This is a genomic window from Nocardia sp. BSTN01, assembly GCF_015354405.1.
Lineage (GTDB): Bacteria > Actinomycetota > Actinomycetes > Mycobacteriales > Mycobacteriaceae > Nocardia.
This window is the reverse complement of record NZ_JADKYP010000002.1, coordinates 117,782-139,107: the sequence shown is the minus strand read 5'-3', so window position 1 is coordinate 139,107 and position 21,326 is coordinate 117,782. Positions and strand designations below refer to the sequence as shown.

Sequence of the window (21,326 nt, the reverse complement as noted above, 5' to 3'; positions counted from 1 at the left end):
CGCATCAGATTCGGGAGACCATGCTTCTTTCGAAGGGTGCGGGCCGCTGGTCAGCGCGCGGGGGCCATCTCGTCGTCCACCAGCTGAAGCCGACGAGCGAGGTCCGAGACGAACACGCGCTCGGGGTCCGCCGCGTCACGGATCTTGCGCCACTCCTCGAGCCGCGGATACATCGCTCGAATCATTTCCGCAGTGGTGCGCGACTCTTTCGCAAAGTAGAGGCGGCCACCAGCGCCCAGAACCCGCTGATCGAGATCAGCGCAGAACTCGTTCACCCCCGGATTGAGCGGGAAGTCCAGGCTGAGCATGTATCCCGGATGCGGCCACGACAGCGGCGCCCGGCTGCTCGGGCCCATGCGTTTGAACACGTTCAGGAACGACCGGTGTCCCGAGTGTGCGATGGCCCGCACCGCATCGGCCAGCTGGTCCTCAGCGCCATAAGGCATCGAAAACTGATACTGCAGAAAGCCGCGGCGACCGTAGGCACGATTCCACTCTCCGAGCACATCCAGCGGATGCAGGAACTGCGTGATGTTCTGGATCATGCCGCGCCCCTGCTTGCCAAAGACACGGTAGGTCACCTCGCCAGCGATCCGATTGGTCAGGTTGTTCACCATCCCGCTCGGGAAGACATCCGGCACGGTAAGCAGTTGCGGCGCAGCGAAATGCAGCGGATTCCGGCGCAGCTTCGCTGGGAGCTGATCGAGTTTGGCCAGGTCTCCGCGGCTGAACCCCGCACGCCCCAGCTTCGCGCCGGTGCTGATCGTGTCCGGCACAGCGACCGAGTACTCGTAGCCTTCATCGGATCCGCCGGTCAGCAACTCCATCGTCTCGTCGAGGTTGCGGGTGCGGTCGCAATCGACGATGAAGTACGCGGTCTCGGTGTGCTTCATCCTGATCCGGGCCCGCACCACGATCCCGGTCAACCCCATACCGCCGATCGTCGCCCAGAACAGCTCCGCGTGGGCACCGTCCGGGCCGATCGTCCGCACTGTGCCATCCGCCGTCAGCAGATCCATCGACACCACATGGTTGCCGAAACTGCCCTGGGAATGGTGGTTTTTGCCGTGGATATCCGAAGCGATCGCGCCGCCCACGGTGACCTGCCGAGTTCCTGGAAGCACCGGAACCCACAGGCCCTGCGGCAGCACTATCCGCATCAACGTGTCGAGGCTGACACCGGCGTCGACGTCGACGACACCACTGTCCGGGTCGATCGCGTGGATTCGATCGAACACGGTCATATCGACGACGAGGCCGCCACCGTTCTGGGCCGGATCGCCGTAGCTGCGTCCCAGCCCGCGCGCAATGACACCGCGCGGCCCTGCCTCGCGCACGGCCTTCGCCACAGTTTCGATGTCGGGACTGCGCAGCACTTGCGCGACAGTCGGTGCGGTACGGCTCCAGCCGGTCAGTGGACGTTGATCGATCACCGATCCCCCATTCGTGAAATGCACTCCGCCACCGTAGCGGCTGCATCCATCACGGTCGTGACGTCCAGGACTCCCGCCCGTCGAGGTCATCAAGCCGGTACAAGGCGCCGACCTCACATCTATTGAGCCGGCATCAGGTAAAAGTCCACCGGCATCAGATCAATTGATCCCGAATCAGATCGATCGCGCCAGGACACGTGGTTCGGCGGTCAGACGTGCCCCCAGGGGCCTGGCCTCCGATAAGCGGGCGGAATCGGGCAATACGGTGAGTAAGAGTTCCGTATGATGCGATGAGCGAGGAAGCCGGTGCGTTGCTGCAGCCAGGTGACGGTGCGTCAAAGGCGACGTCTACACCACTCGATGAGTACTACGACGAGATTTGCGGCAAGAAAGAGAAGGCAGACCGCCGCCCAAGCCATCCCCATACTGCCGAGGCCTAGACCTACACCGATGAGCGCGTTGTCGATGCGTTCACCGTGCGCCTCGTAAGCCGGCACCGCCAGCCAGAGCGAGATCGCCGCGACGACAGCACCGATGAGGGCCTGCACGCTGCATGCCCGCAGACCGCCGAAGTCCTTCATCTGGTTATCAACCCACGACTGAAGATAGGTCTTCGCGCTCTCACCGGCGCCGGTCTCGCGCGTTTCTAGTGTGGTGTCAGTGTTTCGGCGTGCCGATACCTTCTGTGGCGGAGGCGTCGGCGCGTGCGCTACAGCGGAGGGATCCTCTGCCACGTCACCATGGTGATCCGGCACGGTCTCCGGACTGTTCACCGCGTCGAGGTCATGGTCGGCAAGGTGATGGGTGCGTTCTCGTTTCGGCTGTCCGAACAGACGTAGTTCCCCAGCGATGTCGATGTTGCGTCGTTGAGGGCGAGGATTCCCATCGCGCAACAGCGCCAGGTCGGTGCGGTGATACAGCTCGTCAAGCGTGCCGCCGGGTATCGCGGCAACTGCGGCCAGCAGGGCAGCGGTGAACGCGGTGTGGCGGTGCCCTACCGGGGCGAAAGACGGTTCGTTCGCCGAACTCGAGGTAATCGTGTACGTGCCACGGACATCGGTCTGACCAGCGACCAGCCCAGGCAGATCTGCCATCGCTTCGAACGCACGGCCAGCGAAGCAGCAGTCCAGGATCAGGACTCGTGCCCGTGCCTGGCTTTCGAGAATCTCTTCCCTCAAAGTCTCGAAAGGCACTGTGGTCCAACGGACCGCGTCGGGGTCGCTGGCAGGGACGCTGAGATGCAGACGGCCGCGACGGTCGAGCAGTCCGTGGCCAGCGTAGTACACCAACAGCACCCCGGTGGCCTCACGCGCAGCCTGAGCGACAGCAACGCCGATATCGTCACGGCCGGCATCGGTCACCGTCACGCAATGTTCTGCGATGAACGCACCATCAGGCGCAGTGAAGATGTCAGCGAGGTCTGCGACATTCGCAAGAGTGGCGGGGATCGGGGCTAGACGGTCATAGCGGCTTGCGCCGATCAACACTGCCCGGGAATCCTTCTCGGCGATAGGGCCGGTCATTGCTCAGTATCTGTGCCGCCGAGCAGATCCCGCAGCTCGCGTAGTACCTGCGGGGAATCAACCCGATAGGCGTCGATCTTGAGCTGGGTGCCGTCGCTACGAGTAAGGGTGAGCTTCACATCCGAGCGACGGTGAGTCAGCCAAGCGGTCAGCGACTTCGCCAGCGCAGGACCAACTCCACCTGCACCGACCGCCACCGCCAGCGCCGTGAGCAGCACCCCAGACATATGCCCTTCAGGACCGGGCACCTGCACCTGGCGTACCCGACCGCGTAGAGCATCGTCGCGACCGAACCAGTCTGACAGCGCGAACAACTCATCCGGGCCGCCCTCGGCCTGGATCGTCAACTCCGGATTCCCCTCTGACACAGTCACATACTGCCCTAGTGGCGCGCCGGGGGGTAGCGTATGCGTCGAAGGTCGGTAACTGGCTGTTCGGTATCCCTAGTGAAGGAGATGGCGGGAGCGGATCCCAATGGCTGGGCCTGTGGTGCCCGGACTGGCGTCGGATCCTGGCGCCGGTCCCGCACGCGAGTCAGCATCTGACATTGGGGGCTCGATGCTCCCGGCCAGAGCGGGGACTCGTTGCGGGACAAGCTGTGTGACGTGCTACCGCGCACCGTGGCCGTCGAGCTGTGCTACGAGGGAATCTGGCCAGTGTTCACGGCCTGCACTCGCAGGTTGCCCGCACGCGGGAGTTGTGCGAGCTCGCCGGTGTCGTCGTGACGGTCTGGCCGCGCTCAGTGGGTATCGGGACGATCAGCGGATAGCTGGCGGGGTGTCGCGAACGGTGGCGCGCTCAAACGGTCAGTCAGTGCATCGCCGAGGGTCGGGCGGCGGTCGGATACTGGCTGGCCGGCCGCGCCCGCGGCCGCGGCATCGCCACACGAAGCTTGCGGCTGCTGACCCGATGGGCCTTCGACGACCTCGCCATCGCGCGACTGGAACTGACCTGCGCCCCCGACAACCTCGCATCTCGAAGGGTCGCGGAACGCTGCGGATTCACACACGAAGCGCTGCTACGGTCACACATCCCGTTCAAAGGACAGCGCCGCGACTCGCTGCTTTTCAGCCTACTGCCGACCGATCCCGTCCCATAGACAGACGAGACACAGCGAACGAAGGGCTCCCCGACCGTACCCAGCCATTCGACCGTGCTTACCGGACCGCCACACAACACCGCGAGAACACCGCCACTTGCTGCTGGGAGTCACAAGCCCAGGTCACCGAGGCGTGAGCGTGTCGATCAATCGTGTCGTAAATCCGCTGGGGCCTGCAATGGGAGTCGTTCAGGGTCAGGCCCAGTCGAGCTGGGTTTCGGGAACGCCGACTGCTCGAGCATGTGCGATGGCGTTGTCGCGGCCGTTCGGCTCATCCCGCCTGTAGGTGAAGATCCGGTCCGAGAAGACCACGTAGGTCGTTGTCGTGGTGTGGAAGTCGACGTACCAGGGCCCAGCTTCCAGGGTGTCGGCGAGGGCCGTAGCGAGCCTGTCGGCGGTCGTGTCGGCCGCTTCGAAGTGAAGCAGTGTCCACCTGGCGGGTTGATCCGCGCCCCGATTCTCGGGCCGGATGCGGGAGATGGTGCTCACCGTGATGGCGAGGTCGGTCAATTCCGCGTCGGAGCGGAGACTTTCGATAATGAGGACGCCGCGCAGGCGCCCCGGTTCGACTTCGGTCACATCGGCGAGCATGCCCGAACGTCGGGTCTGTCGCCGCCCCACGCGCCCGGCCGCGGTGGACGGCCCTTCGCTGATCTGAGCCGGAGGTGGCGGCGTGGATCCACGCACTACCGCAGATAGTTTCCCGAGTCGCCCCCGCTCGAACAGTGTATCGCGCCAGGACGACTCGGAAGTTACCGCACATAGTGCGCGGCTATCTGCGGTAACTCCTTAGCGTGACTTTTCTGGTCAATGTTCCCGGCCCCCCCGTTCACGTCCCGGGTGCATCGCGCCAGGAAGGCGGCTGCTTGCTGACTGCCTCGAGATTTCTCCCTGAACTGGGACGGAGATTGTCCTACTTCGCCGACATACTCGAATCATGAGCGATATCGAATCGACTGCGGGACAGCGGGACCAGGCCGACATCACCGACTACAACGATCCGAACGCGCCGTGGAACCAGGCGTGGGACCAACAGGGCGGCATCGCCAACTGGAATGACGATGTGATCAAGGAGTTCCGGGAGAACTCGGGCAAGGTGGGCGGCGCTTACGCGGGCGGGGACCTCATCCTGCTCACCACCACCGGAGCCAGGAGCGGCAAGCGGCATACGACTCCGCTGGGGCCCCTGTACCGGGAAGACATCATGTACGTGAGTTCGTTCATCGAGGACAAGTACCCGGCCTGGTGGTACAACATCAAGGCAAACCCGCAGGTCACCATCGAGTTCCGGGACAAGACCCACCAGGCGACCGGCAAGGTGCTCGAAGCCGAGGAGTACGCCGAGTTCGCGGCCTGGGTGCTGGCGAACAACCCGCTGCTGGCGGATTTCCAGTCCAAGGTCGACCGGCCGATTCCCCTGGTCGTGCTGACCCTCGACGACGAGAGCTGAGCGTTCCCGGGAACCTCGCAGCCGTGGCATCAACCACGTGATCGGGCCAGATCCTGAGATCTCGACTCGAGACACCACTGCGCGCTTTCGGCGGCGACGGCTTCCGTCAGCGACCGTTCCTCGCGCAAGACAGCGGTTATCGATTCGAGGCCGAGCCCCAGAGTGCGGAGCCGCCGTGTCACGAGTAGTCGTTCGGTGGCGCGGTCGGCGTACTGGCACTGCCGCTCGGCTCCGGCGGCACAGGGCCTCGGGTCGACGCGGAGACATGACCGCATCAGAAGGGTGACTCGTGGCTACTACGCAGGAAGAGATCGTCGCCGGCATCGCGGAGATCATCGAGGAGGTGACCGGTATCGACCCCGCGGAGGTGACCCTCGGGAAATCGTTCGTCGACGATCTGGAGATCGACTCGCTGTCGCTGGTCGAGATCGCGGTCCAGCCGGAGGACAAGTACGAGGTGAAAATCCCCGACGAAGACCTGGCGAGCCTGCGCACCGTCGGTGATGCGGTCGCCTACGTCCAGAAGATGGAGGCCGAGCAGCCGCAGCTCACGGCAGAAATGGAAGCAAAATTCAAGGAAGGCCCGGCGGATTGAGCAGCTGCGGCGGAAAGTTTCGGAAAAAGATCTCCGCCGATGTCGAGAACGGCGAACCGGCTCCGTCCCAGGAGTACGAGCAACCGAGAACGGCACGCTCGCGGACATCGACACAGGAGCGACAGCAATGCAACAGCACACGATCACCGAAATCCTCAACCGCCCGATCAGTCGGGAGTTGCTGGCCCGTGACCTGCTGCGCCTGGCCTACGTCGCCAAGGACGGCACGCCGCGCAACATCCCGATCGCGTTCACCTGGAACGGCTCGCAGATCGTGCTCTGCACCACGAAGAATGCCCCGAAACTGCACGCCCTGCGGCACAATCCTCAGGTCGCGCTGACGATCGACACCGAGGTCCATCCGCCGAAGATCCTGCTCCTGCGCGGGCGTGCCGAGCTGGACGTCGTCGACGGCATCCCGGAGGAATACCTGCAGATGAACGGCAGCTACGAGATGACGCCCGAACAGCGCGTGGAGTGGGAGGCGGAAGTCCGCTCGCTCTACGACGGCATGGTCCGGATCGTCATCACCCCGACCTGGGCGAAGCTCATCGACTTCGACACCACCCTGCCCACCGCGGTCGAGGAGCTGGTCCGGCAGCGGGCCGAACGTCAGCGGGCCTGATCACCACGCCGGTTCCGTGCCGCCGATATCGAGGAGACGATGATGCCGAAATACCTGTTGCTCAAGCACTATCGGGGTGCGCCCGCGGCGGTCAACGACGTGCCCATGGATCAGTGGACACCGGAGGAGATCACCGCCCATGTGCAGTACATGGAGGACTTCGCCGCGCGGCTGCAGACCAGCGGCGAGTACGTCGACCATCGGGCGCTCTCACCGCAGGGCACGTTCGTCCGGTCCGACGGGGAGGGCCGCCCGCCGATCACCGACGGTCCGTTCGCGGAGACCAAGGACCTGATCGCCGGCTGGATGCTGATCGATGTCGAGACCTACGAGCGGGCGATCGAACTGGCCGGCGAGCTGTCCGAGGCGCCCGGTGCGGGCGGGAAACCGATCCGGGAGTGGCTCGAACTGCGCCCGCTACTCACCGCGATGCCCACGGTGACCGAGTGAACGAATCGCTGCTGCGGGAGTTGGTGCCGGCGGTGATCGGTGTCCTCGTCCGGCGCGGCGCGGACTTCGCGTCGGCCGAGGATGCGGTGCAGGAGGCTGTGATCCGCGCCCTGCAAACCTGGCCGGACGACCCACCGCGCGATCCGAAAGGCTGGCTCGTCGCGGCCGCGTGGCGAAAGTTCCTCGATGCCACACGAGTCGAAACATCGAGGCGGGAACGAGAACTCGCGGTCGAGCACGAGCGGCCGACAGGACCGGTACCACGCGTCGACGACTCGCTGTGGCTCTATTTCCTGTGTGCGCATCCGTCGCTGTCACCCGGTTCTGCCGTCGCGTTGACGCTGCGCGCGGTCGGCGGCCTGACGACGAGGCAGATCGCGACGGCCTACCTCGTCCCGGAAGCGACCATGGCGCAACGGATCAGCCGTGCCAAGCGGCGTCTCGCCGGACTGCCGCTGGATCGGCCGGGCGATCCGGCGACGGTGCTGCGGGTTCTCTATCTCGTGTTCAACGAGGGCTACAGCGGCGATGTCGATCTGGCGGCCGAGGCGATCCGCCTCACCCGCCAGCTGGCCGCGGCGACCGACGAGCCGGAGGTCGCGGGACTGCTCGCCCTCATGCTGCTGCACCATGCCCGCCGCAGTTCCCGCACCGGCCCGGACGGGCGCCTGGTGCCACTGGCCGAACAGGACCGAACTCGTTGGGACACAACGCTCATCTCCGAGGGAGTCACGATTCTGCAAGCGGCATTGGCTCGTGACCGACTGGGCGAATACCAGGCGCAAGCGGCGATCGCCGCCCTGCACGCCGACGCCCCGACCGCCGCCGAGACGGATTGGGTACAGATCGTGGAGTGGTACGACGAACTGCTGCATCTCACGGGCAGCCCGGTGGTTCGACTCAATCGCGCGGTCGCGGTCGGCGAAGCCGACGGCCCTCGGGCCGGCCTGGCGGAATTGACCACGGTGGACCCCGATCTGCCCCGGTTCGCCGCGGTCCACGCCTACCTCCTCGAACGCGCCGGCGACCTCGAACAGGCCGCCGACCGCTACGCCGCGGCATCCCGCACCGCCACCAGCGTGCCGGAGCGCGACCACCTCACCCGCGAGGCCGCACGGGTGCGGGAGTCGCTGCGCCGCCGCACCGAGCAGCCGACGACATGCACCGAGTGAGGTTTTCGATCGGCGCCGAAACGGGTGTCGTATGAGAAGGTGAAGTCGCACTTGTGAATCGGACAGAGGAGAGGTCTTGGTGGAGGCGACGTTCGATGTGACCGGGCTGGTGGGGCATCGTTATCGCACGGAGGACTTCTACGAGGTGGGGCGGGAGAAGATCCGCGAGTACGCGCGAGCGGTACAGGACTTCCACCCGGTGCACTGGAGTGAGGATGCCGCCGGTGAGCTCGGGTACGCCGGCCTGGTCGCACCGACCACCTTCATCTCCACCGTCGCGATGCTGGCCAATCGCAGACTGATGGAAACCGTCATGACCGGCTACGCCGTCGTCGTGCAGACCGATCAGGTCTTCGAGATGTACAAGCCGGTGCTCACCGGCGACCGGTTGATCAGCGATGTGGAGCTGTCGTCGGTGCGTCGTATCGGCGGCAGGGACCTGCTCACCATCACCAACACGTTCACCGACCGGAGCGGTGACGTCGTGCAGATCATGCACACGACCGTCCTCGGTCTCACCGGCGCAGACGTCGACGCCGAGATCAGCGACACGATCGAGCGAGTCGTCATGAGCGGCCTCGACACCACTCCTCGAACCACGGCATCTGCCGCCGAGGCGAGCATCCAGTCGCCTGCAGATGCGAAACCCGGCACCACTGTGCCTCTTTCGCCGATCTCACGCACACGCACCCCGCGGACGGCGCTCCGATTCGACGACATCACCGTCGGTGACGAACTTCCCGCACGGTCGGTGAACCTCACCCGCGGCGATCTGGTCAACTATGCCGGGGTTTCCGGGGACGTGAATCCCATCCATTGGCACGCCGAGATCGCCGCGCTCGCCGGACTTCCCGACGTGATCGCCCACGGCATGCTCACGATGGGCTTGGGAGCCGGCTTCGTCACCGGATGGCTCGGGGACCCGGGCGCGATGACCAGATACAGCGTGCGGCTGTCGAACTACACCGTCATCGAGGCCGCATCCGCGGGAACAGTGGAGTTCAGCGGGCGCATCAAGTCGGTCGAACCCGAGACCAGGACCGCCGTCGTCGTCATCGTCGCGAAGTCGGCCGGTCGCAAGGTTTTCGGCCTCGCCACGGCCGATGTTCGCCTGGCCTGACCTCGCCACGACCGCCGGGCGATCAGTACTGGTTCTTGATGACGAAGTAGGAGCCGCGAATCGTGCCCGCCAGCTTCGACTTCTGCCGCGCGAACTTGAACGACGACAGTTCGGTCGGGATGTCCATCCCGTCGGACAGCTTGAAACCCACGGCACGCTTACCGGAATCGTCGATCGAGTACATCACGTTGATCGACAGGCCGCTCTCGTAGAAGACGTAGGCGAAGCGAATCCCGTCCGTTTCGAAGGCCGTGGCCTCGAGCGGGCGGGAGGAGATGACGATGTCGCGCTCGTTTTCGAGGATCCGGCCGACCCAGTCGACCGTCGACTGGGCCTCCTTCGCGGGCTCCACGGTGAAGACGTGGTCGTACTTGTTCTTGAAGTACCGGGCCTCGTTGGCCCGCAGACCGGCCAAAGCCTGCGCGACGGGCGACGATTCGAGGCCTTGGGTCGATACCGTAGTGAAGTCCACGGCGTAGGTCATGGCGAACTCCTCTGCGAGTGGGTCGGTCGAACTGTACAACGTCGTGTGTCGCGAATCGGGCAGGCTCGGCCTCACTCCGCGCGCGAGAACACCGCCACCAGAAAGTCCGACTCGTCGGTGTACGGGCGCAGGTCCCACGTCGAAAGCCGCAGATCCACCGTGAGTCCGGCCTGTTCGGCGTCGGCCAGGAACTGCGGGAATTCGTAACCCCGGTCGGCGCCGAACCCGACCACCACCCGGCCGGCCGGAGCCAGGTGGCGGGCGAAACCGGACAGCACCGCGCCGCGGGTGGAGGGTGCCAGGAATGTCATCACGTTGCCCGCGCACACGATCACATCGAAGTCGCCGGCGATCCCGCGGCTCGGCAGATCCAGTTCGGCCAGGTCGCCGACCAGCCAGGTCGGGCCGGGATGGTCCTGTTCCGCCGCAGCGATCAACACCGGATCGACGTCGACGCCGACGACGACATGACCGGCCCGGTACAGGTAGCCGCCCAGCCGCCCCGGACCACATCCGGCGTCCAGGATTCGGCTACCGCGCCCGACCATCGCATCGATCAGGCGCGCTTCACCGACGATGTCCGCGCCTTCGGCCGCCATCGTCCGGAAGCGCTCGACGTACCACGTCGAATGCGCGGGATCGGCGGCGGTGATCTCTTCCCACTGGCTGGGCGTGCGTCCGCTCATGGTCTGTTCCTCTTCTCTCGGTCCGGTGCGTGTATTTGACCTTGCCATCGTGACAAGGTCTTCACTGACTGCCGGAGGTGGTCCCGATGAACTCGACACACAGGAACCCACAGGACATGCGACTACTCGACGCGCTGGCGGCGAACGACTCGTCGACACGGCTCGAGGCGGCGTTGGCGCTCGGCACCCGTCCCGAGCCCGACTTCACCGATGCGCTGATCGAGCGGTGCGGGATCGAGCCCGACTTCTTCGTGCGCGACATGCTGACCTGGGCGCTCACCCGGCTCCCGGCGCAGGTCACGGTGCCGAAACTGCGTGCGCAACTGGGTTCGGACCGTCCCCAGGCGCGCAGCCAGGCGCTGCACACCCTGTCCAAGATCGGGGACCGCAGCGCGTGGCCCGCGATCACCCGGTCGTTGCTGCACCACGCCGACGACGACGTCGCGCGCAGCGCGTGGCGTGCCGCCGTCGTCCTGGTGCCCGACGGCGAGAAGGAAGCCCTCGCCGAGGCGCTGGCTACCCAATTCGGGCGCGGCGACCGCGAGGTGCGGCTGAGTTTGAGCCGCGCTCTGGTCGCCCTGGGTGAGCTCATCGAGCCGGTCCTGGAGACGGCCATGACCAACCCGGACCCGGTGGTGCGCGCCCATGCGCGCGCCACCGACGTGCTGCTGCGCGATCCGGACGCCGGTTTCGACCTCGCGATCGGCGAGGCCAGGCGGGTTCGCGCCCTCGGACCGGACCGAGAGGAGTCGACCGCGTGCTGATCGGCGAGGTGGCCCGCTACTCGGGGGTGAGCGCCCGGATGCTCCGGCACTACGACTCCCTGGGGTTGGTGCGGCCGACCGGCCGCACCAACGGCGGCTATCGGGAGTATTCCGTCCAGGACATCCGGCGGATCTTCCACGTCGAGGGTCTGCGATCGCTGGGCCTGTCGCTGACCCAGATCGGGCGCGCCCTCGACGATCCCGGCTTCACGCCGTCCGCGCTGGTGGGCGACCTCGTGCGAGCGACCGAGGAACGGCTGAGCCGAGACCGCGAGTTGCTCGAACGGCTGCGTGCGGTCGAGGCGGCCGAACCCTCCGGCTGGCAGGACGCGCTGCGTATCATCGAACTTTTGCGCGGACTCGGTTCATCCGATGCCGCCCGGCGGCAGCAGGCCGTCCTCGCTCCGGCGGAGGAGATGCCGGTCGAACTGCTCGCCGAGGCGGTGCTCGCCGAATCCGATCCGTATGTGGCGGGGGCGCTGCGCTGGGCTCTGGCCCGTACCGGTGCGGACGGAGTGCTGAACGTGGTCTCCGGACTGGACTCCGCGGATGTCGAGGTGCGGCGGCGGGCGGCGTCGGCACTCGCCGAGATAGCCGGGGAGGAGTCGACCGCGGTGCTGCTGGACGCACTCGCCGACGCGGACGCGACCGTCCGCAGGATCTCCGCGCTCGCCCTCGGCGCCCGCGGGGAGACCCGCGCGGTGCCGGAACTCGTCGCCACCGTGATCGAGGGCCCGAACGATGTCGAGGCGGCCGAACTGCTGGGATCGCTGGCCCGGGACACGCAGTGGTCGGATCGCATCCTGGGCGCACTGGCGGGCGAGCTGGCCGCCCACCCACCGGGTTCACCGGTGCGGCTCCGGTTGACCCAAGCGCTGGCGGAGCTGCCCGGCTCCCTCGCGCTGAATACGTTGCGGCCCTTGGTATACGACGACGATCGGGCCCTCGCGCTGCTGGCCGCGGCGCTCGTCCGCACGCTCGAACACGGGCCACCGGCGGCTCCCGGGTCCACCGAACCCGCATGAACGCGCCCCGCGCGGGTATCACCCGATGCGCGGGGCGAGAGGAGTGACGTGATGCGGTTGCGGCGCAGCACGCCCTACGGCGCCGGAATACGCCGGGTGCGACGGGGCAGAGGCTTTTCCTATACCGACGAGAACGGCGTCGCGGTCACGGATCCCGAAGTGACACAACGCATCGACGCACTGGTGATCCCGCCCGCCTGGCGGAAGGTGTGGATCTGCCCGGATGCCCAGGGGCACATCCAAGCGGTCGGTGTGGATGCGGCGGGGCGGCGGCAGTATCTGTATCACGAACAGTGGCGGCGAGAACGCGACGAAGAGAAGTTCGACCGCATGCTCGAGGTGGCGGCGCAACTGCCGAGCCTGCGCGAGCAGGTGAGCGCCGACCTGCGGCGTTCGGCGTTGGACCGGCGGCGCGTGGAGGCGGTGGCGATCGGACTGCTCGACCGCGGTGTCTTCCGCATCGGCGGCGAAGAATACGCGGAGGAGAACGGCACCCGCGGTGTCGCCACCCTGCTGCGCGAACAGGTCCGGGTCTCGGGGGAGGAGATGCGGTTCGACTACGTGGCCAAGGGCGGAATCCGCCGGCAGGTGCGCATCGTCGAACCGGACCTCGCGCGGGCCGTGCGGTCGTTGCGGCGCAATCGCAGCCCCAGCGGGCGGCTGCTGGTCTACCGCGAACACCGGCACGCGAGCGAACTGCATTCCGGCGATATCAACGCCCGGTTCAAAGCGCTGGTCGGAGACGAGTACAGCGCGAAGGACTTTCGTACCTGGCAGGCGACGGTGCTGGCCGCCGCGGGGTTGGCGGCCACCGACTGCCCGAACTCGCAGCGGCGTCGCAACAGCGCCGTGCGGCAGGTGATGACCGAGGTGGCCGAGGCACTGGGCAACACCCCGACCGTGGCCCGCGACTCCTATGTCGACCCCCGCGTGATCGAGGCGTGGGAGCGGGGACGGACCATCGCGGCGGCCGCGCAGCGGGCTCGGCGCACGTCCAGCGAGGACGAGCGCCGGGCCATCGTCGAGCGGGCGGTGCTGCGCCTGCTGCGCTCGGCCGCGAACGGGAAGTGATCCGCGCGCCGCACCGCGATGCCGGACCGAGAACAATGTCGTCCGGACAAGTTTGCCCGAGAACGCCGGGGTACTCGGAGCCCATGACCGAGATCGACAACGCGACCCGCATCGAGGCCGACTCGGTGACGGGAAACCTGGACCTCATGACGATCGTGGGCGCCGCGCACGCCGCGCAGTCGAGCTGGGCGCGCACGCCCGCGGCGAGCCGAGCCGAGGCGCTGCGTGCCGGGGCGGCCGCATTGCGCGAGCACGCGGACGAACTCGCCGCCACGCTCGAAGCGGAGACCGGCCGCCCCGCGAACTCGGGGCGAGAAGGGGTGCTGGCCGGCGCCGGCACTCTCGACCAGTACGCCGAGCTGGGGCCGGTCCATCGCGGTCACACCCTGCAGGGCAGCTGGGACGCAACGGATTTCATGATCGCCCAGCCGCGCGGCGTTGTCGTCGCCCTGACGCCGTGGAACGATCCGGTCGCCATCGCGGCGGGACTGGTCGGCGCCGCACTGGCCACCGGAAACGCGGTGGTGCACAAGCCCAGTGAGCGGTGCCCGCGCACCGGTGCGCTGTTCGGGCGGCTCCTCGAACAACACTGCCCCGACGGTGTGCTGCAGACCGTGCGCGGCGACGGCCGAGTGGGTGCGGCACTGGCCGGACTGCCCGGCGTGGATGTGGTGGCGCACGTCGGCGGTACCGCCACCGGGCGCACCATCGCCGCGGCCGGCGCGCGCACCGGCGCCAAGGTGCTGTTGGAGAACGGCGGGAACGATCCGCTGATCATCGACGCCGACGTGGACCCGGTATGGGCCGCCGAGCAGGCCGCGCTGGGCGCCTTCGCCAACGCCGGGCAGATCTGCGTATCCGTGGAACGGATCTACGTCCACCGCGACGTCACGGACGCGTTCGTGTCCGCACTGTGCGAACAGGCGCAGCGGTGGAATCGCGATCCGCAACCGCTGGTCGACGAGCGGCTGCGCACGCAGGTGCACGCCCAGGTGCGGGAGGCGATTTCGGCCGGCGCGAAAGCGCTGGTGGGCGGGCAAATTCCGGAGGGCCCCGGCACGATGTACCCGGCCACGGTACTCACCGACTGCCGGCCGGGGATGCGGGTGGTCCGCGAGGAAACCTTCGGGCCGATCGCACCCGTTCAGGTGGTCTCGGATTTCGCGACGGGACTCGATGCCGCGTGCCGCGACGACTACGGCTTGGCGGCGACGGTGCTCACCGGCTCGATGACCCATATGCAGCAGGCGTGGCGCACCCTTCCGGTGGGCACGGTGAAGATCAACTCGGTCTTCGGTGGCGCACCCGGCGGTGCGGCCCAGCCGCGCGGTACATCCGGCACCGGATTCGGTTACGGCCCCGAACTTCTCGACGAGATGACCACCACCAAGGTGGTGCACATGGAGCCCGCGCCGCCGCGCCGCTGATCGTTCCCCGCGCCCGCGCGGGTCAGGATTCGACCTCGTCGAGCACCTCGCGCAAGCGGTTCAAGGTGCCCCGCCATCCCCGCTCCATCGCATTGCGGGCCATCTTCTGCCGCCGATCACCGATGTCGAAACCGGTCTGGGTCAACAACACTCGCGTCCCGCGTCCCTGCGCCTCGAGCACCCAGTCGACCACCCACCGGGCCGGGAACTTCGCCCGCAGGTCGATCCAGGTATACGTCAGTTGTTCACCCGCGCGGGCCGCCAGCACCTCACACGCGATCTCCGCGCTCGGCTCGGTCGGGACGGCGAAGATGAAATGCGTGCCCACCACGGGTTCGAGCCCGATCGACCGCATCAGCCAGCGTTCGACAAGATCCGGTTCGGTCAGCGCCCGCCACAGCAGCGACGGCGGATGCGGGAAGAATCCGCCGATCTCGACCGCGGCCGGATCCAATTCCGATTCGTAGGTCACCGGCACACCCCCGGCCCGAGCACATCCATGCCGACGAGCATTCCACGTCGGCGGGCGGCGGAGGCGGAACGGGCCTTCCAGCGTTCGGGCGGGGGCCGGGCGTCCGCTTTCACGTCGCGGTGATGCGCGCGGCGTTACCGTAACGACCGTGAAGGTACAGCCGGGTCTGTCGGCGGAATTCAGTGTCGAGGTCGGCGCCGCCGATACCGCGGTCGCCGTGGGCAGCGGTGACGTGGAGGTGCTCGCCACGCCGCGGGTGGTGGCGCTGGCCGAAGAAGCGACCGTGCTGGCATTGCGGGGCAAGCTGTCGTCGGGGCAGACATCGGTGGGGATCGAGGTGTCGGTGCGGCACCGGCGGCCGAGCCCGCCGGGAACGGTGCTGACCGTCGCGGCGCGGCTGGCCGAGGTCGACGGGCCGCGGCTGGCGTTCCGTGTCGTCGTGCACGACGGCGATCTGCTCGTGGCCGACGGCACCATCCGGCGCACGATCGTCGACCGCGCGTCGTTTCTCGCCCGCGCCGGCGAACGCTGACTCGTCGCGCGGGATCTGCCATCGGAACACCCATGCCAACTAGAACATGTTGCCCACGCTGAATGGTGAAGACGGGTCGACGCCGCTGTCGGACGTGATGGCGTGTTACCCCCATCGACCGGCAATTTCGGTACTTCTCTCGCTTCCTGACCGATGAGTCACTAGTCTGAATATGAAACGTGTTCTAGTGTTGTGGCGAAGTTCCAGCGCCGGAAGACCAGAGGAGTCACCCCGCCATGCATACCGAGATCTGCGAACGACTGGGCATCGATGTCCCCATCTTCGCTTTCACCCATTGCCGCGACGTGGCCGCCGCGGTGAGCAACGCCGGCGGGCTCGGCGTCCTGGGTGCGGTCGGTTTCACCGCCGAGGAGCTGGAGGTCGAACTGGCCTGGCTCGACGAACATGTGCACGGCGTGTACGGTGTCGACCTCGTCATCCCGTCCAAGTACGAGGGCAAGGGCATCGACGGCCTGAGCCCCGCGCAGCTGGAAGCCGAACTGGCCAAGCTGGTTCCGCAGGGTCACCGCGATTTCGCCGAGAAGATCCTCGCCGACCACGGCGTGCCGAAGCTGCCCGAGGATGAACATCACGAGCAACTGCTGGGCTGGACCGCCACCACGGCCGGTCCGCAGGTCGACGTCATCCTGAAGCACCCCAAGGCGAAGCTGGTCGCCAACGCGCTCGGCACCCCGCCCGACGACATCATCAAGAAGGTCCAGGATTCCGGTCGTTTGATCGGCGCACTGTGCGGTTCGGTGAAGCATGCGCTCAACCACAAGCGCGCGGGCCTGGATTTCGTGGTCTGCCAGGGAACCGAGGGTGGCGGCCACTGCGGGGAGATCTCCTCGCTGGTGCTGTGGCCGCAGGTGATCGACGCGGTGGGCGACCTGCCGGTGCTCGCCGCCGGTGGTATCGGCAACGGTCGCCAGGTCGCCGCCGCCATGTCGATGGGTGCCGCGGGTGCGTGGACCGGCTCGATCTGGCTGACCGTCGAGGAGGCCAATGTGCCGCCCGCGCAGATGCAGACCTACATCGATGCCACCAGCCACGACACCGTGCGCTCGCGGGCGTGGACGGGTAAGCCGGCCCGGATGCTGCGCAACGACTGGACCGAGGCGTGGGAGCGCTCGGACACCCCGGATCCGCTGGGCATGCCGCTGCAGATGATGGTCGCCCTCGACGGCGTCAAGCGCGGCCACCGCTATCCCGAGGCGGCCAAGGACGTCAACTTCAACCCGGTCGGCCAGGTCGTCGGCATGATGAACAAGGTCGAGCGGACCTCCGATGTCATGCAGCGCCTGATGGAGGAGTACCTGGAAGCCTGCGAGCGGCTGAACAAGCTCAACAGCTGAGAACGCCTGTCCGGCAGGGCCACCGCGCCCTGCCGGACAGTTCTGTCCAGGTATCGAAGCGGATACGGAAGCGGCTGGTGCACTTGCGGTTTGCCGGTGCCGGTTGACACCCTGTATTCGCGATGAGAAGTACATATGGTGAACGGCCCGAATGCGGCCGGCAAGTTGATCAGTACCCCAGCGTCCGGATGTTTGCTCGGATTGCGCTCGAAGGCACCGGATTCCGGTCTCGGGCACTCCGTGGTCCCCGGTGCGCGCCCGGCGACACGATCGGGGCGCGGCGGTGAAGATATCCTCTCCCGGCATGCGCCGGTTGGTCGCGATCGTGGCGCCCGTCCTCCTCGCCGTCGTTCTCGCGGTGGTGTACAGCTTCATCGACGAAGGGGGCAAGAAGAACGATCCGAAACCCGATTCCGCTGCCGCCGCGACCTTTTCCGGTAAAGAGGTCAACGCGCTGCTGGGGAAGCTCGTGGTCGCACCGGAAGCGCCGATGACCGGGTACAGCCGCGAACAATTCCCGCACTGGGATCAGAACACTCCCGAACACGGATTCGGCGACAAATACGCCCAGTACGCGAAATGCACCACCCGCGATGTGATGATGCTGCGCGATGCCACCGGCTCGGTGACGCTCGATGCCGCGACCTGCAAACTGAGTCTCGGCAAGGACGGCGGCTGGCGCGACCGCTACGGCGTACTCGACGCGAAAACCGGAAAACTCAAGCCTTACAAATGGATCACCGATCCCGCCGGAGTCGACGCCGAACATATCGTTCCGCTGGCCGAGGCCTGGCGTTCCGGCGCGCAATCCGTCGACACCGATACGCGCCGCAATATCGCCAACGACGCGATCAATCTGGTCGCCTCCGATCCGTCGGCGAACCGGTCCAAGGGTGATCAGGATGCGGCGAATTATCTGCCGCCCGGCGTGTTTCGCTGCGAGTACGTTCAGCGTTACATTCGCATCAAGGTAAAATACAGTTTGACCATCGACACGGCGGAACAGACCGCATTGCGCACCGCGGTCGACGACTGCCTCCATCGAGGAGAGTTCACATAGGCGACATCATCGAAATCACCGGTAAGGCCGCCGTCATGACCGACGAGGAAGGGACGGTGTCCGGCGAACTCGATGTCACCGTCGACGAGCAGGGCAGGGGACTGGTTCGCTATCGGGATACCGAGACCTGGTATCACATCGGCAATCTCGATGGTGAACCCGCCCGCACCTGGACCGGCGTCGCCGAACTCGTCAGCGCGATCGACGCCGGTCGCGGTAACCGAGACGCCGCGGGGAACGTGATCCCGTTCGAGGCGTGAGCGACCCGGCACGAGGATGCGGGCGCCGCGTCGCTCAGCGCAATGATTCCGCGCGCTCCTTGACCGCCGCGGTCATGCCGCCGAAGCCGGAATGCAGCGCCTTGCCGAGCGCCAGCGTCACGACCGGCCGCAGCAGGCCACCCAGTTCGAAATGCGACCGGTACCGGGTGCGGCCGTTGTCGAGGGGCGTCACGGTGTGCGAGCGCAGGCTGTGCAGGATCCCCAGCGGCACCGGCTTCATGCTGTAGCTGAATTCGGTTCCGGGTGTGTGGGTCCGGATGTATTCGACCTGCTTGCGCGGCTTCGGCGAACCCAGCCGCACGTGCATTTCGATCGGATCGCCGGGTTCGAGCGTGCTGCGGCATTCGGCGACGAACGGATTCCACTCACCGTAGCTGCCCAAGTCGGTCAGCACCTTCCACACAACCTCGGCGGGTGCGTCGATCTCTACGGTGTCATCGATCACGAAAGCCATGGCGGCCACAATACTGAAACTTGTTCCATCGGCGATACCGCGGGCCCGCTCATCGGCCGGCGCCGAGCTCGGGCAGGGTGAGCGATTGGGTGATCAGCAACCGCGCCGCGCGCGAGACGCGGGCGGTGTCCCCGGTGACGAACCGATCCTGCAGCAAACCGCGCACCCCCGAAACGAGCAGCGTGGCGGTCGATTCCGGATCGGCGACGGTGGGCTCGAAACTCTTCAGCACATCGGTGAGGGCGGTGACCAGGACGTGCACGGCGTCCTCGCCGTAGGAACGGAACGGACTTCCGGGTACCGCGGCCACCCCCATCACCTGCAGCAGCACACGCGTGCTCGACACCCACTCGGTCGTGATGTTGACGCTGAACGACTCGATGAGACGGCGACGCAGCGCCGGGAGGTCGGCAACGTCGGCGAACATCCCCGGGATGTCGGGGCGCTGGGTCTCGAGCGCCGCGATCAGCATCTGCTCCTTGGTCCCGAAATAGTGGATCAGCATCCGCGAGCTGGTTCCGAGATAGTCCGCCAGCGGACGCAGCGACAGTTCGGTCAATCCGTATTCGCCGATGTAGGCGATCACCCCGGCGAGTAGTTCCGCGCGCCGGGCCTGGTCGAGTGGTCGAGGCACGTGTTGACTGTAGCGGTCGCTACGGGTATCCATATTCGCATGAGTGTAACGACTGCTACACAAACGTCGCGGAATGTCGTCGTCACCGCCATGGCAGCCACCACCTGTCTCGGCCCCGACCTCGACAGCACCTGGTCGGCGCTGCTGGCGGGCAAGAGTGGGATCGGACCGCTCACCGACGAGTTCGTGACTCGCTACGACCTGCCCGTGCGGATCGGCGGGCGGCTGACCGAACATCCGGGCACTCGACTGACCCGCATCGAACAGCGCCGGCACTCCTATGTGCAGCAGTTGGCGCTGGTGCTGGGCCGCCAGGTGTGGTCGCAGGCCGGGACACCGGAGGTCGACGCCGAACGCCTCGCCGTAGCGATCGGCACCGGACTCGGCGGCGGCGACGCCTTTCTCACGGCGGTCGACGCGATGCGCGAGGGCGGGTATCGCAAGGTGGCGCCGCTGACGGTGCCGATGGTGATGCCGAACGGGCCGGCCGCCCGGGTGGGACTCGAATTCGGCGCGAAGGCGGGTGTTTACGCGCCGACCTCGGCGTGTTCGTCGGGTGCCGAAGCGATCGCGCACGCGTGGCGGCTGATTCGCACGGGTGAGGCCGATGTCGTGATCGCCGGTGGCGTGGAAGGATATATCGAAGCCATCCCGATCGCCAGCTTCGCCATGATGCGGGCGATGAGCACTCGCAACGACGAACCCGCGCTGGCCTCACGGCCTTTCGACCGCGACCGCGACGGGTTCGTCTTCGGCGAGGCGGGTGCGCTGCTGGTGCTGGAATCGGAGGAGTTCGCCCGCGCCCGCGGGGCCGCCGTGCACGGCCGGATCCTCGGCGCCGGAATCACTTCCGACGGCTACCACATCACCGGCACCGATCCCGACGGCGCGGGCGCCGCCCGGGCGATGTGCAAGGCCATCGACGCCGCGGATCTCACCGCCGCCGACATCGACCACATCGACGCCCACGCCACCTCGACCCCGATCGGTGACGCCTCGGAGGCCAATGCCATTGCGGCCGTGGCGAAGCACGCCTCGGTGTACGCGCCGAAATCCGCGCTCGGCCATTCCATCGGTGCGGTGGGCGCGCTCGAGGCCATCCTCACCCTGTGCACACTGCGCGACCAGACCGTGCCTCCCACACTGAATTTCGACAATCCGGACCCTGGTGTCGACCTCGACGTCGTGCACGGGATCGCACGTCCACAGCGAATCTCACAGGCGCTGAGCAATTCCTTCGGCTTCGGAGGACACAACGTCACACTCGCATTCGGGCGGGCCTGAGGTCTTCTTCCCCAGCTGTCTCCGAAGATGTGGAACAGCCTCTGTTCACGCTTGTCCACCGGTCGCTGTGGATGACACGCCGACTGTGGAAAAACGTCCCGGAACTGCGGTAACGACAGGACATTTCACCCATATGGCGGCGGAAAACTCTGACCGGCAGTGGCTTCGAGCGAGTATCGACCACACGGACGGCACCCGGGCCGCGCCCGGCTGTACGCACCTGTCCGCTCGCAACGAGGGGCGCCTCAGCGGAGTCGTACCGGCGCCTGCCGTTGTGTGGCGATCTGTGGCCTCACCGCGCAGCACAGGGCCGAGGCCGCGCAATGCTGC

At 66.8% G+C, this 21,326-nt stretch carries 25 protein-coding genes; 16 read left to right on the top strand and 9 right to left on the bottom strand.

The window, feature by feature from the left end; all coding sequences use genetic code 11:
• Window positions 1-50 precede the first annotated feature (50 nt).
• From IRT45_RS02305 to IRT45_RS02295, 3 genes are all read right to left on the bottom strand, one after another.
• Window positions 51-1,376: an FAD-binding protein gene (locus IRT45_RS02305; protein WP_375540050.1), complete on the bottom strand. Its 1,326-nt coding sequence runs from the start codon at window positions 1,374-1,376 to the stop codon at window positions 51-53.
• Between the two features lie 392 nt (window positions 1,377-1,768).
• Window positions 1,769-2,956, bottom strand: coding sequence for a caspase family protein (locus IRT45_RS02300; protein WP_194804207.1), 1,188 nt, complete (start codon window positions 2,954-2,956; stop codon window positions 1,769-1,771).
• Window positions 2,953-3,303, bottom strand: coding sequence for a hypothetical protein (locus tag IRT45_RS02295; RefSeq protein ID WP_194804206.1), 351 nt, complete (start codon window positions 3,301-3,303; stop codon window positions 2,953-2,955). The genes IRT45_RS02300 and IRT45_RS02295 overlap by 4 nt, the downstream gene beginning before the upstream one ends.
• Before the next feature lie 422 nt (window positions 3,304-3,725).
• Here IRT45_RS02295 and IRT45_RS37940 point away from each other — a divergent pair, with 422 nt between their 5' ends.
• Window positions 3,726-4,055, top strand: a complete 330-nt coding sequence (locus IRT45_RS37940) for a GNAT family N-acetyltransferase (protein WP_194804402.1) — start codon at window positions 3,726-3,728, stop codon at window positions 4,053-4,055.
• Between the two features lie 195 nt (window positions 4,056-4,250).
• On the opposite strand, the gene IRT45_RS02285 is transcribed toward IRT45_RS37940, so the two are convergent.
• Window positions 4,251-4,634, bottom strand: a complete 384-nt coding sequence (locus IRT45_RS02285; RefSeq protein WP_228533364.1) for a hypothetical protein — start codon at window positions 4,632-4,634, stop codon at window positions 4,251-4,253.
• Window positions 4,635-4,992: 358 nt separating this feature from the next.
• Between IRT45_RS02285 and IRT45_RS02280 the strand changes: the two genes are divergently transcribed.
• The 6 genes from IRT45_RS02280 (at window position 4,993) to IRT45_RS02255 (ending at window position 9,467) form a co-directional block, all read left to right on the top strand.
• Window positions 4,993-5,505, top strand: coding sequence for a nitroreductase/quinone reductase family protein (locus IRT45_RS02280; protein ID WP_194804204.1), 513 nt, complete (start codon window positions 4,993-4,995; stop codon window positions 5,503-5,505).
• 289 nt (window positions 5,506-5,794) lie between these two features.
• Window positions 5,795-6,100 (top strand): meromycolate extension acyl carrier protein AcpM, encoded by a 306-nt coding sequence (gene acpM / locus IRT45_RS02275; RefSeq protein WP_194804203.1) that lies wholly within the window; start codon window positions 5,795-5,797, stop codon window positions 6,098-6,100.
• Between the two features lie 127 nt (window positions 6,101-6,227).
• The gene (locus IRT45_RS02270; protein WP_194804202.1) at window positions 6,228-6,725 is read left to right on the top strand and encodes a pyridoxamine 5'-phosphate oxidase family protein; all 498 of its coding nucleotides are present in this window, start codon (window positions 6,228-6,230) and stop codon (window positions 6,723-6,725) included.
• Between the two features lie 42 nt (window positions 6,726-6,767).
• Window positions 6,768-7,175 carry a YciI family protein gene (locus IRT45_RS02265; RefSeq protein ID WP_194804201.1) on the top strand — a complete coding sequence of 136 codons (408 nt, stop codon included), beginning with the start codon at window positions 6,768-6,770 and terminating at the stop codon, window positions 7,173-7,175.
• Window positions 7,172-8,347: an RNA polymerase sigma factor gene (locus tag IRT45_RS02260; protein ID WP_194804200.1), complete on the top strand. Its 1,176-nt coding sequence runs from the start codon at window positions 7,172-7,174 to the stop codon at window positions 8,345-8,347. Before IRT45_RS02265 ends, IRT45_RS02260 begins: the two co-directional genes overlap by 4 nt.
• A gap of 76 nt (window positions 8,348-8,423) precedes the next feature.
• Window positions 8,424-9,467: a fused (3R)-hydroxyacyl-ACP dehydratase subunits HadA/HadB gene (locus IRT45_RS02255; protein WP_194804199.1), complete on the top strand. Its 1,044-nt coding sequence runs from the start codon at window positions 8,424-8,426 to the stop codon at window positions 9,465-9,467.
• A gap of 22 nt (window positions 9,468-9,489) precedes the next feature.
• On the opposite strand, the gene IRT45_RS02250 is transcribed toward IRT45_RS02255, so the two are convergent.
• Window positions 9,490-9,951, bottom strand: a complete 462-nt coding sequence (locus tag IRT45_RS02250; protein ID WP_194804198.1) for a phage tail protein — start codon at window positions 9,949-9,951, stop codon at window positions 9,490-9,492.
• A 71-nt stretch (window positions 9,952-10,022) separates the two neighbouring features.
• Entirely contained in the window at window positions 10,023-10,637 is a 615-nt protein-coding gene (locus tag IRT45_RS02245; RefSeq protein WP_194804197.1) for a bifunctional 2-polyprenyl-6-hydroxyphenol methylase/3-demethylubiquinol 3-O-methyltransferase UbiG, read from the bottom strand.
• A gap of 86 nt (window positions 10,638-10,723) precedes the next feature.
• On the opposite strand from IRT45_RS02245, the gene IRT45_RS02240 reads away from it, so the two are divergent.
• The 4 genes from IRT45_RS02240 (at window position 10,724) to IRT45_RS02225 (ending at window position 14,924) form a co-directional block, all read left to right on the top strand.
• Entirely contained in the window at window positions 10,724-11,401 is a 678-nt protein-coding gene (locus IRT45_RS02240; RefSeq protein WP_194804196.1) for a HEAT repeat domain-containing protein, read from the top strand.
• Window positions 11,395-12,426 carry a MerR family transcriptional regulator gene (locus IRT45_RS02235; RefSeq protein WP_194804195.1) on the top strand — a complete coding sequence of 344 codons (1,032 nt, stop codon included), beginning with the start codon at window positions 11,395-11,397 and terminating at the stop codon, window positions 12,424-12,426. The genes IRT45_RS02240 and IRT45_RS02235 overlap by 7 nt, the downstream gene beginning before the upstream one ends.
• A 51-nt stretch (window positions 12,427-12,477) precedes the next feature.
• The gene (locus IRT45_RS02230; protein WP_194804194.1) at window positions 12,478-13,497 is read left to right on the top strand and encodes a DNA topoisomerase IB; all 1,020 of its coding nucleotides are present in this window, start codon (window positions 12,478-12,480) and stop codon (window positions 13,495-13,497) included.
• An 83-nt stretch (window positions 13,498-13,580) separates the two neighbouring features.
• A complete protein-coding gene (locus IRT45_RS02225) occupies window positions 13,581-14,924 on the top strand; it encodes an aldehyde dehydrogenase (protein WP_194804193.1) in 1,344 nt (447 codons plus the stop codon).
• Between the two features lie 22 nt (window positions 14,925-14,946).
• On the opposite strand, the gene IRT45_RS02220 is transcribed toward IRT45_RS02225, so the two are convergent.
• A complete protein-coding gene (locus IRT45_RS02220) occupies window positions 14,947-15,396 on the bottom strand; it encodes an SRPBCC domain-containing protein (RefSeq protein ID WP_194804192.1) in 450 nt (149 codons plus the stop codon).
• Window positions 15,397-15,544: 148 nt separating this feature from the next.
• Here IRT45_RS02220 and IRT45_RS02215 point away from each other — a divergent pair, with 148 nt between their 5' ends.
• From IRT45_RS02215 to IRT45_RS02200, 4 genes are all read left to right on the top strand, one after another.
• Window positions 15,545-15,928 (top strand): hotdog domain-containing protein, encoded by a 384-nt coding sequence (locus IRT45_RS02215; protein WP_194804191.1) that lies wholly within the window; start codon window positions 15,545-15,547, stop codon window positions 15,926-15,928.
• A gap of 236 nt (window positions 15,929-16,164) precedes the next feature.
• Window positions 16,165-17,283: a nitronate monooxygenase family protein gene (locus IRT45_RS02210; RefSeq protein WP_194804190.1), complete on the top strand. Its 1,119-nt coding sequence runs from the start codon at window positions 16,165-16,167 to the stop codon at window positions 17,281-17,283.
• Between the two features lie 304 nt (window positions 17,284-17,587).
• A complete protein-coding gene (locus tag IRT45_RS02205; protein WP_194804189.1) occupies window positions 17,588-18,343 on the top strand; it encodes an HNH endonuclease family protein in 756 nt (251 codons plus the stop codon).
• Between the two features lie 35 nt (window positions 18,344-18,378).
• A complete protein-coding gene (locus tag IRT45_RS02200) occupies window positions 18,379-18,603 on the top strand; it encodes a hypothetical protein (RefSeq protein ID WP_194804188.1) in 225 nt (74 codons plus the stop codon).
• Between the two features lie 34 nt (window positions 18,604-18,637).
• Here IRT45_RS02200 and IRT45_RS02195 read toward each other — a convergent pair whose 3' ends face one another.
• Window positions 18,638-19,078 (bottom strand): SRPBCC domain-containing protein, encoded by a 441-nt coding sequence (locus tag IRT45_RS02195; protein ID WP_194804187.1) that lies wholly within the window; start codon window positions 19,076-19,078, stop codon window positions 18,638-18,640.
• Window positions 19,079-19,127: 49 nt separating this feature from the next.
• Complete coding sequence (locus tag IRT45_RS02190; RefSeq protein ID WP_194804186.1) at window positions 19,128-19,712, bottom strand: TetR/AcrR family transcriptional regulator; 585 nt, start codon at window positions 19,710-19,712, stop codon at window positions 19,128-19,130.
• A gap of 39 nt (window positions 19,713-19,751) precedes the next feature.
• On the opposite strand from IRT45_RS02190, the gene IRT45_RS02185 reads away from it, so the two are divergent.
• Entirely contained in the window at window positions 19,752-20,996 is a 1,245-nt protein-coding gene (locus IRT45_RS02185) for a KasA/KasB family beta-ketoacyl-ACP synthase (RefSeq protein WP_194804185.1), read from the top strand.
• The last annotated feature ends 330 nt before the right edge of the window (window positions 20,997-21,326 follow it).